The 14,256-nt window shown below is 66.5% G+C and carries 12 protein-coding genes; 8 read left to right on the top strand and 4 right to left on the bottom strand.

Annotated features, from left to right (window positions below; translation table 11 throughout):
* On the top strand, window positions 1–568 hold a 568-nt coding region (locus ACN0TK_RS16805; protein WP_417310689.1), incomplete at its 5' end, for a carbohydrate ABC transporter permease.
* Between the two features lie 6 nt (window positions 569–574).
* Here the strand turns inward: ACN0TK_RS16805 and ACN0TK_RS16800 are convergent.
* Entirely contained in the window at window positions 575–1,933 is a 1,359-nt protein-coding gene (locus tag ACN0TK_RS16800) for an HD-GYP domain-containing protein (protein ID WP_417310688.1), read from the bottom strand.
* A gap of 161 nt (window positions 1,934–2,094) precedes the next feature.
* Here ACN0TK_RS16800 and ACN0TK_RS16795 point away from each other — a divergent pair, with 161 nt between their 5' ends.
* The 6 genes from ACN0TK_RS16795 (at window position 2,095) to ACN0TK_RS16770 (ending at window position 7,668) form a co-directional block, all read left to right on the top strand.
* On the top strand, window positions 2,095–3,399 hold the full coding sequence (locus ACN0TK_RS16795) for a PQQ-dependent sugar dehydrogenase (protein WP_417310687.1): 1,305 nt from the start codon (window positions 2,095–2,097) through the stop codon (window positions 3,397–3,399).
* A gap of 11 nt (window positions 3,400–3,410) precedes the next feature.
* A complete protein-coding gene (locus tag ACN0TK_RS16790; RefSeq protein WP_417310686.1) occupies window positions 3,411–4,397 on the top strand; it encodes an ABC transporter substrate-binding protein in 987 nt (328 codons plus the stop codon).
* 98 nt (window positions 4,398–4,495) lie between these two features.
* Window positions 4,496–5,167: an ABC transporter permease gene (locus tag ACN0TK_RS16785; protein WP_417310685.1), complete on the top strand. Its 672-nt coding sequence runs from the start codon at window positions 4,496–4,498 to the stop codon at window positions 5,165–5,167.
* Window positions 5,158–5,862: an ABC transporter ATP-binding protein gene (locus ACN0TK_RS16780; RefSeq protein ID WP_417310684.1), complete on the top strand. Its 705-nt coding sequence runs from the start codon at window positions 5,158–5,160 to the stop codon at window positions 5,860–5,862. The genes ACN0TK_RS16785 and ACN0TK_RS16780 overlap by 10 nt, the downstream gene beginning before the upstream one ends.
* A gap of 64 nt (window positions 5,863–5,926) precedes the next feature.
* The gene (locus ACN0TK_RS16775; protein ID WP_417310683.1) at window positions 5,927–6,514 is read left to right on the top strand and encodes a TetR/AcrR family transcriptional regulator; all 588 of its coding nucleotides are present in this window, start codon (window positions 5,927–5,929) and stop codon (window positions 6,512–6,514) included.
* Entirely contained in the window at window positions 6,511–7,668 is a 1,158-nt protein-coding gene (locus ACN0TK_RS16770) for a GDSL-type esterase/lipase family protein (RefSeq protein ID WP_417310682.1), read from the top strand. Before ACN0TK_RS16775 ends, ACN0TK_RS16770 begins: the two co-directional genes overlap by 4 nt.
* A gap of 39 nt (window positions 7,669–7,707) precedes the next feature.
* On the opposite strand, the gene ACN0TK_RS16765 is transcribed toward ACN0TK_RS16770, so the two are convergent.
* Complete coding sequence (locus tag ACN0TK_RS16765; protein WP_417310681.1) at window positions 7,708–8,883, bottom strand: enolase C-terminal domain-like protein; 1,176 nt, start codon at window positions 8,881–8,883, stop codon at window positions 7,708–7,710.
* A gap of 133 nt (window positions 8,884–9,016) precedes the next feature.
* On the opposite strand from ACN0TK_RS16765, the gene ACN0TK_RS16760 reads away from it, so the two are divergent.
* Window positions 9,017–10,861 carry a glycoside hydrolase family 15 protein gene (locus tag ACN0TK_RS16760; RefSeq protein ID WP_417310680.1) on the top strand — a complete coding sequence of 615 codons (1,845 nt, stop codon included), beginning with the start codon at window positions 9,017–9,019 and terminating at the stop codon, window positions 10,859–10,861.
* Here ACN0TK_RS16760 and ACN0TK_RS16755 read toward each other — a convergent pair.
* Together ACN0TK_RS16755 and pbpC are read right to left on the bottom strand one after the other, a co-directional pair.
* Window positions 10,853–11,983 carry a mechanosensitive ion channel family protein gene (locus tag ACN0TK_RS16755; RefSeq protein WP_417310679.1) on the bottom strand — a complete coding sequence of 377 codons (1,131 nt, stop codon included), beginning with the start codon at window positions 11,981–11,983 and terminating at the stop codon, window positions 10,853–10,855. The genes ACN0TK_RS16760 and ACN0TK_RS16755 overlap by 9 nt on opposite strands.
* A 163-nt stretch (window positions 11,984–12,146) precedes the next feature.
* Window positions 12,147–14,255 (bottom strand): penicillin-binding protein 1C, encoded by a 2,109-nt coding sequence (gene pbpC, locus ACN0TK_RS16750; RefSeq protein WP_417310678.1) that lies wholly within the window; start codon window positions 14,253–14,255, stop codon window positions 12,147–12,149.
* Between the last annotated feature and the right edge of the window lies 1 nt (window position 14,256).

Here is a 14,256-nt window from a genome sequence, read left to right as displayed (position 1 = left end):
GATCAACGGCGCGGCAGGCTTCGCCTTCGCGGTCTTCGACTTCAAGGGCAAGAACCTGATCCTCACCCTTGTGATCGTCAGCTTCATGCTGCCCTTCGAGGCGATCGCCCTGCCGCTGTATACGGTGACCCGGCAACTGGGCTGGCTCGATAATATCGCGGCGCTGATCGTCCCCTCGGTGGCCAACGGGCTAGCGGTGTTCCTGTTCTACCAGTTCTTCAAGCAGGTGCCGAAGGACTATCTCGAAGCGGCGCGGCTCGATGGGGCAAACTGGTTCGACGTGATCATTCACGTCTATATCCCGCTCTCCATTCCCACCTGCATCAGCGCCGGGCTGCTGCTGTTCATCTTCCAGTGGGAATCCTTCCTGTGGCCGCTGCTCGCCATGCCGAGCCAGCAGTTCAAGGTGATCCAGGTGGGAATGGCCGCCTTCCAGCAGCAGTACCAGACGATCTGGAACCAACTGTTCGCCGTGTCGGTGGTGACCGCGCTGATCCCCATTGCCCTGCTGCTGCCGTTGCAGCGCTATTATGTGCAGGGGCTGGCCGGCGCCGGGCTCAAGGGCTGAGGCCGCTTACGCCGCCTGCGCGTCGAGCCGCGCGACCGCACGCTCGAGTGCCGCCAGACAATCCGGGTCGATGGCCGACCCGGCCATCTCACGCATCACTTCCAAGGCATGACCCACCGGCAGCGCCGCCCGATAGGGCCGCTCCGCGGTGAGCGCGTCGAAAATGTCGGCGACAGCAATGATGCGGGTATCCAGCGACAAGTCCGCTGCATCGAGACCACGCGGATATCCCGTGCCATCGAGCTTTTCGTGATGGGTGGCGGCAATGACCGCCATGTCCGAGAACGCCGTGATCCGCATCAGGATGGTTTCGCCGAGAATGGGATGACGCTTGATATCGGCCCATTCGTCGTCGTCGAGCTTGCCGGGCTTGTCGAGCACCTGGTTGGAAATGCCGAGCTTGCCGATATCGTGCAGCAGCGCTGCGCGCCGCAACCAGCGGCGCTTGTCGTCTCCCAGGGACAGTTCCTCGGCGATCATGTCTGTAAACATGCCCACCCGATCAGAATGACCGGCCGTATAGGGGGACTTGGAATCGACCACCTGCGCGAACCCGGCCGCAAGATCGTCGAGATAGTCCTCATCGACCAGCACGCTATGCTGCACCGGTTCGAGCGCCACCACGCGCGCCTCGATATCGCCGGCGCCCAGCCCTTCCCAGAACCAGGGATCGGCGGCGACCTGTTCGAAGACGGCGACCAGAGCCGGATCGAACCAGCTGCCGCTGCGCTGGCGCACCTCGCGCATGGCGCCCTTCGGTCCGTCGGCCATGAAGAAGACGTCGACGACCTGGCTGAGCAGAGCGATCCGCGCGGCCAGCGCGATCTCGCCGCCGGCCCGCCCCAGCGGCAGGCCCTTGCCATTCCAGTGCTCGTCGAGATCGAGAATGCCATTGGCGACGCTTTCGGAAAAACGCATCTGCCGCGCGATCTGTGCCCCGCGATTACAGCGCGTTTCAATCAGCTCGCGACTATACTCTCCGCCATTGCGCACCACGTCGATGAGCGCCCGGAAGCGCTCCGACAGGGTCTGCTTGACCCCAGTGTGGGAGAGGATGAACCCCAGCAACTGGGGCAGTGTGTTGTCGACGAACTTGTAGTCGCGCTTCATACACAGGTCATCTGCCAGGTAGAGCTGGCACAGCCGCGCCGCGTTGCTGGAGCAGCCGACATCCTTGAGCAGCAGCGTGTAGTGCAGATCGGACAGCGCAGCGTCATCGAGACCGAGTACGCGCCCGATATGCATGCCGATCCAGCAGCAGCGCAGCGCATGGCCGTCGGGCTGGCCTTCGGTCAAATCAAGGGCGTAGCTGAGCGCCCCAACGACTTCGGCGAGACGGACATTGTGTGCGTGATTCTGCGTCATGACCCGCGTTTGCCAGAAATTTCCTAAACTTAAGTATGAGGTGGTAGTTAAAACCTTCTGTAAGCCCGTTCCATCATGCGCAATTGTGGTAGCCACCCACTGGCCGTCATCGTCCAATGCCATTAGGTTGGCGCAAATTCCCCAGCCGAGCCGAGATATTCATGCCGTCCAATCCGCTATTCGCCCGCTTCGTCGCACTCGTGGGTGGCGTCGCCGTCGCCGTCCGGCATTCGGGTGATGGCCCGCGGCCGCCCGTGTTCGGTACCAAGCCGTCTATCCCCGCCCCCAAGCCGCAGGGCAAGATCCCGACGCTGAAGATGCCGACCGCCAAGGGCTGGGAAGGCAATCACAAGCCGACCGCCGCCGCCGGTCTGAAGGTCAATGCCTTTGCGAAGGGCCTGCTTCACCCGCGCAACATGCACGTGCTCTCGAATGGCGACGTGCTTGTCGCCGAATCGATGGGTGAAAGCGGCGGCGCGCCGAAGACCATTTTCGACCATGCGATGCGCGCGACACTCGAACGCGCCCACGCCTCGGGGGAGAGCGCCAACCGCGTCTCGCTGTTGCGCGATGCCGATGGCGATGGGGTGGCCGAGGAGCGCCACACGCTGATCGAGAACGTGCGCCAGCCCTTCGGCATCGTGAACCTGGGCGACACGCTTTATGTCGGCGCCAGCGACGCGGTCTATGCCTACCCCTTCGCCCCTGGGACGACGAAGATCACCACCCCCGGCAAGAAGCTGATGAGCATGAAGGCCGGCGGCCACTGGACCCGCAATTTGATCGCGTCCGAGGACGGCACCAAGCTCTATGTCGCCGTCGGCTCGCTGACCAATATCGCCGATCAGGGGATGGACGCCGAGATCGACCGCGCCTGCATCCACGAGCTCGATCTCGCGACCGGCCAGTCGCGGGTCTATGCCAGCGGCTTGCGCAACCCGGTCGGCATGGCCTGGGAGCCCGAAGGCGGACTGCTGTGGACCGTTGTCAACGAGCGCGATGGCCTCGGCGATGAGACCCCGCCCGATTACCTCACGTCGGTGCGCGACGGGGCGTTTTATGGCTGGCCCTATTGCTACTGGGACCGGATCGTCGACGATCGCGTGCCGCAGGACCCCGCAATGGTCGCGTCGGCGCTGCAGCCCGACTATGCGCTGGGCGGCCATACGGCTTCGCTCGGTCTCTGCTGGTTGCCCGAGGGCACCCTGCCCGGCTTCCCCGCCGGTATGGCGATCGGCCAGCACGGCTCGTGGAACCGCTCCAAGCTGAGCGGCTACAAGCTGACCTTCGTCGCCTTCGAAAATGGCAAGCCGGTCGGCATGCCCCGCGACATCCTCAGCGATTTCCTGTCGCCGGACGAGGAATATTCTTATGGCCGCCCGGTCGGCGTCACGATCGCCAAGGATGGCGCCGTGCTGATGGCCGACGACGTCGGCGACGTCATCTGGCGCGTGACTGGCGCCTGAGGCGAAACGGCATGATGACGCCGAAACTGGTGCTGCTCGCCGGGCTGACCCTGGCGAGCCTGATGGCGCCTGCCCGGGCCGAGGAACCGCTGCACCTGACGCTGGGCCTGCAGGAATCGGGCACCGTGCAGTGGGAAATTGCCGCCATGCAGTCGTTGGGGCTCGATGCGGCGCATGGCATTGAACTCGACGTGCGCCCGCTGGCCGACAGCCGCGCCGGCCAGATAGCGCTGCTGACGGGCACCGTGGATGTGATCCTTTCGGATTTCGTCTGGGTCTCCACCCAGCGCGACACCGGCAACATGGTGACCATGGTGCCGCATTCGCTGGCCGTAGGCGGGCTGATGGTTCCAGAAGGCAGCGCGATGACCGGACTGCCCGGGCTCGCCGGAAAAACGATCGGCGTTGCCGGCGGACCGGTCGACAAGAGCTGGGTCATCCTCAAGGCCTATTACAATTTCGAGACCGGCGATGCGCTCGAGGACAAGGTGAGCGCCCGCTTCGGCGCGCCGCCGCTGATCAACGAGCTTCTGGCCTCGGGCGGCATCGATTCCGGCTTGAACTTCTGGCACTGGAACGCCCGCGCCAAGGCGATGGGCATGAAAGAAGTGCTGCCGGTCAGCAGGATGCTTCAGGGGCTTGGCGTGGCGGAAACTCCGCCACTGCTCGGTTGGAGTTTTTCGGACGAAACCGCTGCGGAAAAGACCGAGGCGCTGACCCGCTTTCTCGATGCGTCCTTTGCCACCAAGCAGGCCCTGCTGGAAGAAGACGGCATCTGGGCCGGACTGGTCGATCTGATGCGGGCCGAGAGTGACGCGACGCTGTTCAGCGCCCTGCGCGACGACTATCGCGCCGGGATCGTCACCCACTACAATCCCAACGACGTGACCGCTGCCGAACAGACCTTTGCGCTGCTCGCCGAATATGGTGGTAGCGACCTCGTTGGCGATGCGGAAACGCTGGCGCCCGGCACCTTCTGGGCCGGGTACACCAAATAGCTGCGCCGCCCGATGGCGGCGGACGCCCCGATGGGCGGGGCCGCCTGCTCGAAGTCCTGTCGCTGCCCCTGCTGCTGGTGATCTGGCAGCTTGCTGCCATGGCGGTCGGCCATCGGCTGTTCCCGTCGCCGATCGCTGTTGCGGCCGAACTGGCCGAGCTCGCAGCAAATGGTCCGCTGCTCATCGACCTCGGCAAGACGCTGCTGCGCGCCAGCATCGCCTTTGTCACCGCCATGATCCTCGGCACCGCGCTCGGCATCCTGCTCGGGCGCCGGCGCCTGCTCGACCGGCTGTTCGGCGCCTGGCTGGTGGTGGGGCTCAACCTGCCGGCGATCGTCGTCGCCATCGTCTTTTACATCTGGCTCGGGCTCACCGAATTCGCGCTGATCGCCGCCGTGGTGATCAACAAGCTGCCGCTGGTTGCGGCGACGGTGCGCGAAGGGGTACGCAGCTTCGAGCCTGCCCATGACGAACTCGCCGCCGTGCTGCGGCTTTCCTCGCTGCGGCGGCTGCGGAGGATCGCCCTGCCGCAACTCATGCCGTTTCTGCTGGCGGCGGCGCGCACCGGGCTGTCGCTGATCTGGAAGATCGTTTTGGTCTTCGAGGTGCTGGGCTCGGACGGCGGCGTCGGCTACCGGGTGGCGGTGCTGTTCCAGTCCTTCGACATCACCGGCATCCTTGCCTACACGACCGCCTTCATCCTCGTCGTGCTGGGCTTCGAATATGGCGTCATGCGGCCGCTGGAGCACCGGGTGCTGAAATGGCGGTGAGCCTCGAGATCGCCATTGCCGAAAAGCGCTTCGGCGCTGCGGCCCCGGTCTTCGAGAGTTTCGAGCTCTCGGTGGCGTCGGGCGAAGTGGTGGCGCTGATCGGGCCATCGGGCGTCGGCAAGTCGACGCTTCTGCGGCTCGTGGCGGGCGTCGACCATGCCTTTGGTGGTACGATCACCATCGATGACGAGGCGGCCAGTGATGCACCGCCGCCCGGCTTCGTCTTCCAGGATGCGCGGCTTCTGCCCTGGCTGAGCGCGCGCGACAATGTCCGCCTCGCCCAGCCGCAGATGGACGATGCGACGGCGGACAGGCACCTCGCCGCCGTCGGTCTCGCCGACCGCGCGACCGCCTGGCCGCGCGAACTGTCGGGCGGCATGCAGCGCCGCGTGGCGCTGGCCCGGGCGCTGGCAACCAACGCCCGGCTGCTGCTCCTCGACGAACCCTTCGTGTCGCTCGACCGGGAGCTGGCCGGCGAGATGCAGGCGCTGCTCGGCACGGTCCTCGCCGCGCGCCGGCCCACCGTGCTGCTCGTCACCCACATGGCCGAAGACGCCGCCACGCTCGCCGATCGGGCGGTGATCCTCGACGGCCGTCCTGCGCGGATCGTCCGACAGGTCGCCCTGCCGCAGCCGCGCGCCGAACGGCAACCGGCAGACATCGCCGCCTACGCCGCCGAGATTGCTGCCAACTAGTCGCCTTTGACAAAACTAATGGCATTAGGTAATTGCCTTTTGTCTTTAGGTTTTGAGGGTTGCGATGCCCAGACAGGGATTGACCACGGCGCGGCTGGTCGAGGCCGCCATGGCGATGGCCGACGAGATCGGCTTTGCCGAGTTGACGCTTTCGGCGCTGGCCCGGCAGGTCGACGTCAGGGTGGCGAGCCTTTATGCCCATATCGCCAGCGCCGAAGACCTCAAGACGCGCGTCGCGCTGGCGGCGCTGGACCGGCTGGCGGAGCGCGCGACCGAGGCGGTGGCGGGCCGCGCCGGCAAGGACGCCCTGGTGGCGATCGCTGATGCGCATCGCGAGTTCGCCGCAGCCCATCCAGGTCTCTTCATGGCCACGCGCCATCCGCTGGGGCCGGGCGAAGCGGCCGACAGCGGCGGCGCCCGCCTCGCGCGCAGCATGCGGGCCATGCTGGGGGGCTATGGGCTCGCCGAGGACGAGGCGGTGCATGCCATCCGGCTGATCGGCAGCGCGCTGCTCGGCTTCATCACTCTCGAAACCGCCGGCAGCTTCGCCCATTCCGAGCCGCCACCCGACGCCTCCTGGACCCGTATGCTGGACGCGCTCGACGCGACGCTGCGCGGCTGGACCCGACCCGAGCCTGGAAAAGAGCAATGACTGATCTCATCGATATTCCGCTGACCGAAGCGCTGATCCGTGGCGCCGTCGAACTCGAACGCACCGAAGAAGGATTACTGCCGCACCGGCTACCCGCCTGGGCGCGAGCCCAGGCTGGCGACGCGCAGACGCTGATGGTCGAAGCGCAAGCCTCCGGCGTGCGGCTGGAGTTCGCAACCGAGGCGACCTTCGTCGAACTCGAGGTACTCCCGACCAAGCGCGCCTATGTCGGCCTGCCGGCCCGCCCGAGCGGCATCCACGAATGCTGGGTCAACGGCGCGCCCCACGCCGAACGCCGCACCGAAGGCGGCAACCTGCTGCTGATCGACGGCGCCGCCGGCACGATGACGACGACACCCGGCGCGCCCGTGACGCTGCGCTTCGACCTGCCGCCGGGAAACAAGATGGTGGCGCTGTGGCTGCCGCATGACGAGCAGACGGTGCTGCGGGCCCTGCGCGCCGATGCGCCCGTTGGGCCGGCGGAGCCATCGGGACGACGCCGCTGGCTTCACCATGGCAGTTCGATCAGCCACGGCTCGAACGCCACACACCCGACCGGCACCTGGCCGGCGGTCGCGGCGCGCCACGGCGGCGTCGAACTGCAGAGCCTCGGCTTCGGCGGCGCGGCGATGCTCGACCCCTTCACCGCCCGCACCATCCGCGACACCGCGGCGGACCTGATCAGCCTCAAGCTCGGCATCAACCTCGTCAACGGCGACGTCATGCGCCGCCGCGTCTTTGGGCCGGCGGTACACGGCTTTCTCGACACCATCCGCGAGGGGCACCCGACGACGCCGTTGCTGGTCGTCTCGCCGATCCTCTGCCCCATGCATGAGGCGGTGCCGGGCCCGACCGCGCCCGACATGACGGCAATGATGGACGGACGGATCAGTTTCGTTGCCGGAGGCAATGCCGAGGAAGTGGCGGCGGGCAAGCTGACGCTGGAGGTGATCCGCTCCGAGCTCGCGCGCATCGTCGCTCAACGGGCGGCGACCGACCCGAACCTCTACTATCTCGACGGCTGCACGCTCTATGGCGAAGCGGATGCCGAGGCTCTGCCCCTGCCCGACGCCCTGCACCCCGATGCCGCTGCGCACCGGCTGATGGGCGAACGCTTCGCTGAGCAGTTTGTGACGGGCGCCTTCAGGGCCTGAGAACAGGGCTCCGGACCAGTGGACCGGAGCCCATTACGCCTACCAGTTGGCGATGCGGCCGTCGGGAAGGATCGAGTCGAGGGCGAGGATCTGTTCCTGCGCGAAGGGGTGCTTCTTCGCGGCTTCTTCGTCGATCTCGATGCCGAGGCCGGGCGCCTCGGGCACCGCCCAGGAGCCGTTGACGAGATCGAGCGGATAGACCGAGCAGATCTCCTCGAACCAGGGCACGATGCCCACGGCCTCTTCCTGGATGACGAAATTGGTCGTCGCGACATCGAACTGCAGCGCCACAGCGCCGGCGACCGGCCCCATCGGGTTGTGCGGACAAACGCCCTGATGTGCCGCTTCGGCGATGGCGGCGATCTTGCGGCCGCCGCTGAAGCCCACGCAATGCGCGAGGTCAGGCTGGATATAGGCAACGGCGCGGTGCTCGGCGACTTCGGCGAATTCGCGCGGGGTCAGCAGCCGTTCGCCGGTCGCCAGCGGGCAATCGACGCGCCGCGCCAGATCGGCCATCGCCGGCGTGTCGCCGGGCTGGATCGGCTCTTCGACGAACAGCGGCTTGATCGGCGCGATGGCGTCGATATAGGCCTTGGCCGCTTCCAGCGAGTCCGGCCGGCCGTGGAAATCGGTCATGATGTCGACCTCGTCACCGACCCGCTCGCGCACCGCGGCGGCGAGCTTTTCGACATGCTTCACCGAGGGCAACGGCGCGTCATAGCCGGTATAGGGCACGAAGCCGAGCTTGACGGCATTGTAACCCATCTCGACGGTTTCCTGCACACCGTCGCAGAAGCGAGAGATGTCGGCGGTGCCGATGCCGGCGCCGGACCGGCCGCGCAGCATGTGGGTATAGACGCGCACGCTGTCGCGCACCTTGCCACCGAGCAGCTGCCAGACCGGCACCCCGAGCGCCTTGCCCTTGATGTCCCACAGTGCCTGCTCGATGCCGGAGACGGCGGTGAGACCGATGATTCCGAGGGGCCAGAAGCTGAACCGGGTCATGCGATTGACCAGATGCTCGATGCGCATCGGGTCTTCGCCGACGACGAAGGGCTTCAGATCGTCGATCGTGCCGGTGACGGCGCGCGTCTTCCATTCCAGCGTGGCTTCACCCCAGCCCCATAGCCCAGGCTGATCCGTCACCACTTTGACGAAGATCCAGTTGCGCGCGACCGCATTGACGATGACCGTCTCGACGGATGTGATTTTCATATTAGGCCTCCTCCTCAGGCGTGTGCGCAGCTAGCCCGATCACGGCTATGCCGACAAGCCGTGACCGGCGTCGGCTCGACAAGCTGTTGACGCACATGGCATTGTTCCGATCCCTCCCAATTGGATACCACCCATGCACCAACCGATCGAAAGCTACGCCGTCATTGGCGATTGTGAGACTGCCGCCCTGGTCGCCAAGGATGGCTCGATCGATTGGCTGTGCTGGCCGCGCTTCGATTCCGAAAGCACGTTTGCCGCCATTCTTGGCGATGCCGACAATGGCCGATGGCAGATCGCCCCGGCCGATGGCAGCAGCGCGAGCGCGCGCCGCTACGAGGAGAACACGCTGATCCTCGAAACGGACTTCGAGACCGCCGATGGCGCCGTGCGCATCCGTGATTTCATGCCGCTGCGTGGCAAGAACTCGGACGTCGTGCGGATCGTTCACGGGTTGCGCGGCAAGGTGAAGATGCGCATGGAGCTGGTCATCCGCTTTGGCTACGGCACGGTCGTGCCATGGGTGCGCCGCCTCGACGACGAGAGCGGCGAAGCACTGCTCGCGGTCGGCGGGCCCGACATGGTGGTGCTGCACACGCCGGTGAAGACCCATGGCGTCGACTCGCGCACGGTCGCCGAATTCGAGGTTTCGGAGGGCGACGAGGTGCCGTTCGTTCTCACCTACGGCGCCTCCTACGAAGACACCCCCGAGGCGATCGACGTGGCGGCGGCGCTGGAGGAAACTCGCAGCTACTGGGTCGACTGGACCGACGGCGCCGACCTCGCCAAGGCCTGCGGCGCCGAACTTGGCAAGGACGCGGCGGAGGCCGTGATCCGCTCGCTGATCACCCTGAAGGCGCTGACCCATGCCCCGACCGGCGGCGTGGTTGCGGCAGCGACCACCTCGCTGCCCGAGCAGATCGGTGGTGCCCGCAACTGGGACTATCGCTTCTGCTGGCTGCGCGACGCGACCATTACGCTCGTCGCGCTGATGAGCAGTGGCCATTACGACGAAGCGCGCGCCTGGCGCGACTGGCTGCTACGCGCCGTTGCAGGCAGCCCCGAGCAGATCCAGATCATGTATGGCATTGGCGGCGAGCGTCGATTGACGGAATGGGAAGTCGACTGGCTCAGCGGCTATGAGGACTCCAAGCCTGTCCGTGTCGGCAACGCAGCGCATGGGCAGTTGCAGCTCGACGTCTATGGCGAGGTGATGGATGCGCTCTATCAGGCCCGCCGCGGTGGCTTGCCCGAGAACGACGCGGCCTGGGCCCTGCAGCGCGAGCTGATCAGGCAGCTGGAGGCCGACTGGCAGCAGAAGGACGAGGGCATCTGGGAAGTGCGCAACGAGCGCCGCCACTTCACCTATTCCAAGATCATGTGCTGGGTCGCGGTCGACCGGTGCATTCGCAGCGTCGAGGAGTTCGGCCTGGAGGGCCCGGTGGACGAGTGGCGAAAGCTCCGCGACGAGATCCACGCCGATGTGTGCGACAAGGCCTTCGACAAGGACCAGAACAGCTTCACCCAGTCCTACGGCGACCCGGCGCTGGACGCGAGCCTGTTGCTCATCCCCTCGCTCGGCTTCCTGCCGGCCGATGATCCTCGCTTTGTCGGTACGGTGGCGGCGATTGAGAAGGGGCTGATCGTCGATGGTTTCGTCCATCGTTACCAGACCAGCAAGGAGGCCGATGGGCTCAAGGGGCACGAGGGCACTTTCCTGGCCTGCAGCTTCTGGCTGGCGGATGCCTATGCGCTCATGGGCCGCGAAGACGACGCGCGCGCGCAGTTCGCGCGGCTATTGGCCATCCGCAATGACCTGGGGCTGATGGCCGAGGAATACGATCCGGCAGAACAGCGCCAGCTCGGCAATTTTCCGCAGGCCTTTTCACACGTGGCGATGGTGCATACCGCGCTGAACCTGGCGCGCATGAACAAGGCCGACAACCGGGCGCCTGCGGCCTCGAAAGAGGCGTCAGCCTGACACCATGTCCGGCCGGGGGTGGGCACCCTCCCCCGGCGGTCCGCCACCATCCTCGTTGAGCGAACGCAGCCGCGGCAGCGAAGCGGGATATTCGGCCTGCAGGAAGGCGACCAGCTTTTCACGCATCTCGCAGCGCAGATCGAAGGCGCGCCCGGCGTTGCGGGCCGAGATCAGGATGCGCACCTCCATGGTGAACTCCTTGAAGTCGGTGACCTGAACGGCGACGACGCCGCCTTCCCACAGCGGCGAAGCCTCGGCGATCTCCTTGACCTTGGCGCGCACCGCTTCGACGGGCGTCGTGTAGTCGAGATAGATGGTGACGACGCCGATCAGCGCCGCGCCCTCGCGCGTCCAGTTCTGGAACGGCTGCTCGATGAAGTAGCTCAGCGGCAGGATCAGCCGCCGCCAGTCCCAGATCTTCACCACGACATAGGTGGAGGTGATCTCTTCGACATTGCCCCACTCGCCCTCGACCAGCAGCGCATCGTCGATGCGGATCGGCTGGGTAATGGCGAGCTGTAACCCGGCAAAGATGTTCTTGAGCAATGGCTGCAGCGCCAGACCGACCACGAGGCCGGCGGCGCCGGCCGACGCCAGCAGGCTGACGCCCCATTGCGCCACGCCATCAAAGGTCATCAGCGCCGCGGCAATGCCGACGACGACGAACAGCGTCACCGCGATGCGCTCGAGGATGCGCGACTGGGTGAGATGCTTGCGCGCCAGCAGATTGTCTTCGGAATCGAGGCTGAACTGGCGCAGATAGAGCGTCATCCAGATGTGCAGCACGGTGCGGGCGGCGAGCACTGCCAGCGCGATCAGGCTGATGACCACGGCATGGCGGATAAAGCCCGCCTGCATCTCGGTGAGCGGCGCGACGAGCGATGCGCCCGAGACGAAGATGACGATTACCGCCAGCCGCGTCGACAATCGCGTGCGCTTGACCAGCGAGCGCCAGAACATGTCGCGGTTCGCAACCATGCGGGTCATCACCGAGAACACCAGGCGATGCACAATGATCGCGACGACGATGCTGGCGCCAACGATGATGAGCGAGATCAGCCAGTCCGGCAGAAAATCCAGCACACGGATGGCCTGGGTGATGGCCGCTTCGAGGTCGTTCAAGGTTCGCGCTCCATGCTCGAAACCGGTCCGCCCTCCTCCCGTCCCGGCGAACCAGACGGTCGATGCCAGCCCCTCAACCGGCATCGGAGCCGGAACTTCGGCGATTTGCATGCTTGAGGCAAGGGCAGCCGCCGGGAGGCAGCCTTGCGAGGGCCAGTTCGGCCTATTCGATGAAGACTTTCACCGAATCCGATTTGCCGAGGGAATCGACGACAGACAGCGTGACGTAGCCCGGGCCGTCGGGTTGCCAGCTGTTCTGCCGCGCAAAGCCCGTCCGGCCGATCGGCGCGCCATTGGCAAAATAGCTGAAGGGCGGAACGCCGTTGCGCACCTTGACCACCAGCGCCCGCTCGGCGCCGCTGGCCATGCCGAGATCTAGGTCCACACCATTGCCCGGAAAGGCGATCTGCGGCGCCGCATCGCGCGCGACGACATCGGTATCGAAGTGCCGGAAGCGGCGCAGCGGCAGCGGCAGGTCGGTATTCGTCGCGACCAGCACGCTGGGCAGCGCGGGCGCCAGCGGCACGGTGCCGGTGCCCAGACGATCGAAACTCTCGAACAGGATCGGGGCGGCGGTGGCGATGCCCGACAGACCCGAGATCGGCGTACCATCGGGCCGGCCGACCCAGACTCCGATCACCGTCTCGCCATCGAAGCCGATCGCCCAGGCGTCGCGATAGCCATAGGATGTGCCGGTCTTGTAGGCGATGCGGCCGGCTGAGCCGTTGAGCGGCGGCGGCACGTCGGCAAGGATATCGGCGACATACCAGGCCGCGACCGGATCGAGCACCGGGGCCGCAAGGCCGGTCGGCGCAGCCGTGGGGGTGATGCCGTCGGTGAGCGTCACCGGCGTGCCGCCGCGCGCAATGGCGGCGTAGAGCCCGACGAGTTCGCGCAGCGTGACACCGACCCCGCCGAGCCCCACGGCGAGGGTCGGCGCACTGTCATTCGGGAGCCGCACCGCCAGCCCGGCGCGATGCAGCCGCGAGACGAAGCGCGGCACCCCCACCGCATCGAGTACGATCACCGCAGGAATGTTGAGCGACTGCGTCAGCGCCTGGCGGATGGAGACGGTGCCACGGCTGAGCCCGTCGAAATTGACCGGCACATAGCCGTCGAAGGCGGTCGGGCGGTCCTCGATCAGGCTTTCTGGATGCGCCAGGCCATACTCAAAGGCCAGACCGTAGATCAGCGGTTTGAGCGTCGAACCCGGCGAGCGCACGGCGCGCGTCATGTCGACATAGCCGTCACGCTCGGTGGCGAAGAGGCCAGCCGAGCCGACCGAGGCCAGGACGCTGCCACTCGTCACATCGACCGCGACGATGGCGACGGACGCCTTTGGGCCGAGCTGCGGTGCGCGCGTTGCGCCGAGCTGTTCGAACGCCGCCTGCAGACGGCCATCGACGGTCAGATCGATGCGCGACGCCTCGGGCCGCGCCGCGACGGCCTGCTGCGCCAGGTGCGGCGCGTGCAGCGGAAAGGGTTTGCGCCGGGTCGGGATCGGTTCGCGCTCGGCGGCAGCGGCAGCCTCGGCGCTGATGACGCCCCGCACCACCATGCGCTCGAGCACCATGCTGCGGGCGGCACGCGCCGCAAAAGGATCGCGATCTGGCCGGCGCGCTTCGGGCGATTGCGGCAGGGCGACGAGCAGCGCCGCCTCGGCGACGGTGAGACGCTTCGGCCCCTTGCCGAACCAGGCAAGGCTGGCAGCGCGAATGCCCTCGATATTGCCGCCATAGGGCGCGTAGGTGAGATAGAGCGTGAGGATCTCGGACTTGCTGAGGCTACGTTCAAGCTGCTGCGCGTGGACCATCTGGGTCAGCTTGTCCCACACATTGCGCGTCGGCTGCTGCGCGATGAGCCGCGCCACCTGCATGGTGAGCGTCGAACCGCCGGATACGACATGCCCGCCTGCACCGGCAAACTGCAGTGCAGCGCGCGCCATCCCGCTCCAGTCGACGCCGTGGTGGGTGGCGAAATTCTGGTCCTCATAGGCGACCAGCATGTCGAGAAAGCGCCGGTCGACATCGCCGGGCGTCACCGGCAGGCGCCAGCGCCCGTCCGACGTCGTGAAAGGCCGCAGCAACTGGCCATCGCGATCGAGCACCACGGTCGAGACGGCGAGATGCTGCGGATCGGGGACGGGCGGCAGGTCCGCGGCGATACCGGCATAGACCGAGCGACCCCAGTTGAGCCCCCCGATCCCCGCCGTGATCAGGGCCAAAAGGGCAGCTGCGATGAGCCGCCCCCTGAGATCGTGTCGAGACGCCATG

The sequence above is a fragment of the Devosia sp. genome (assembly GCF_048261455.1).
In the GTDB taxonomy this organism is placed as follows: domain Bacteria; phylum Pseudomonadota; class Alphaproteobacteria; order Rhizobiales; family Devosiaceae; genus Devosia_A.
Note: the sequence above shows the minus strand (reverse complement) of the source record. Positions and strands in the feature narration are given on the sequence as shown.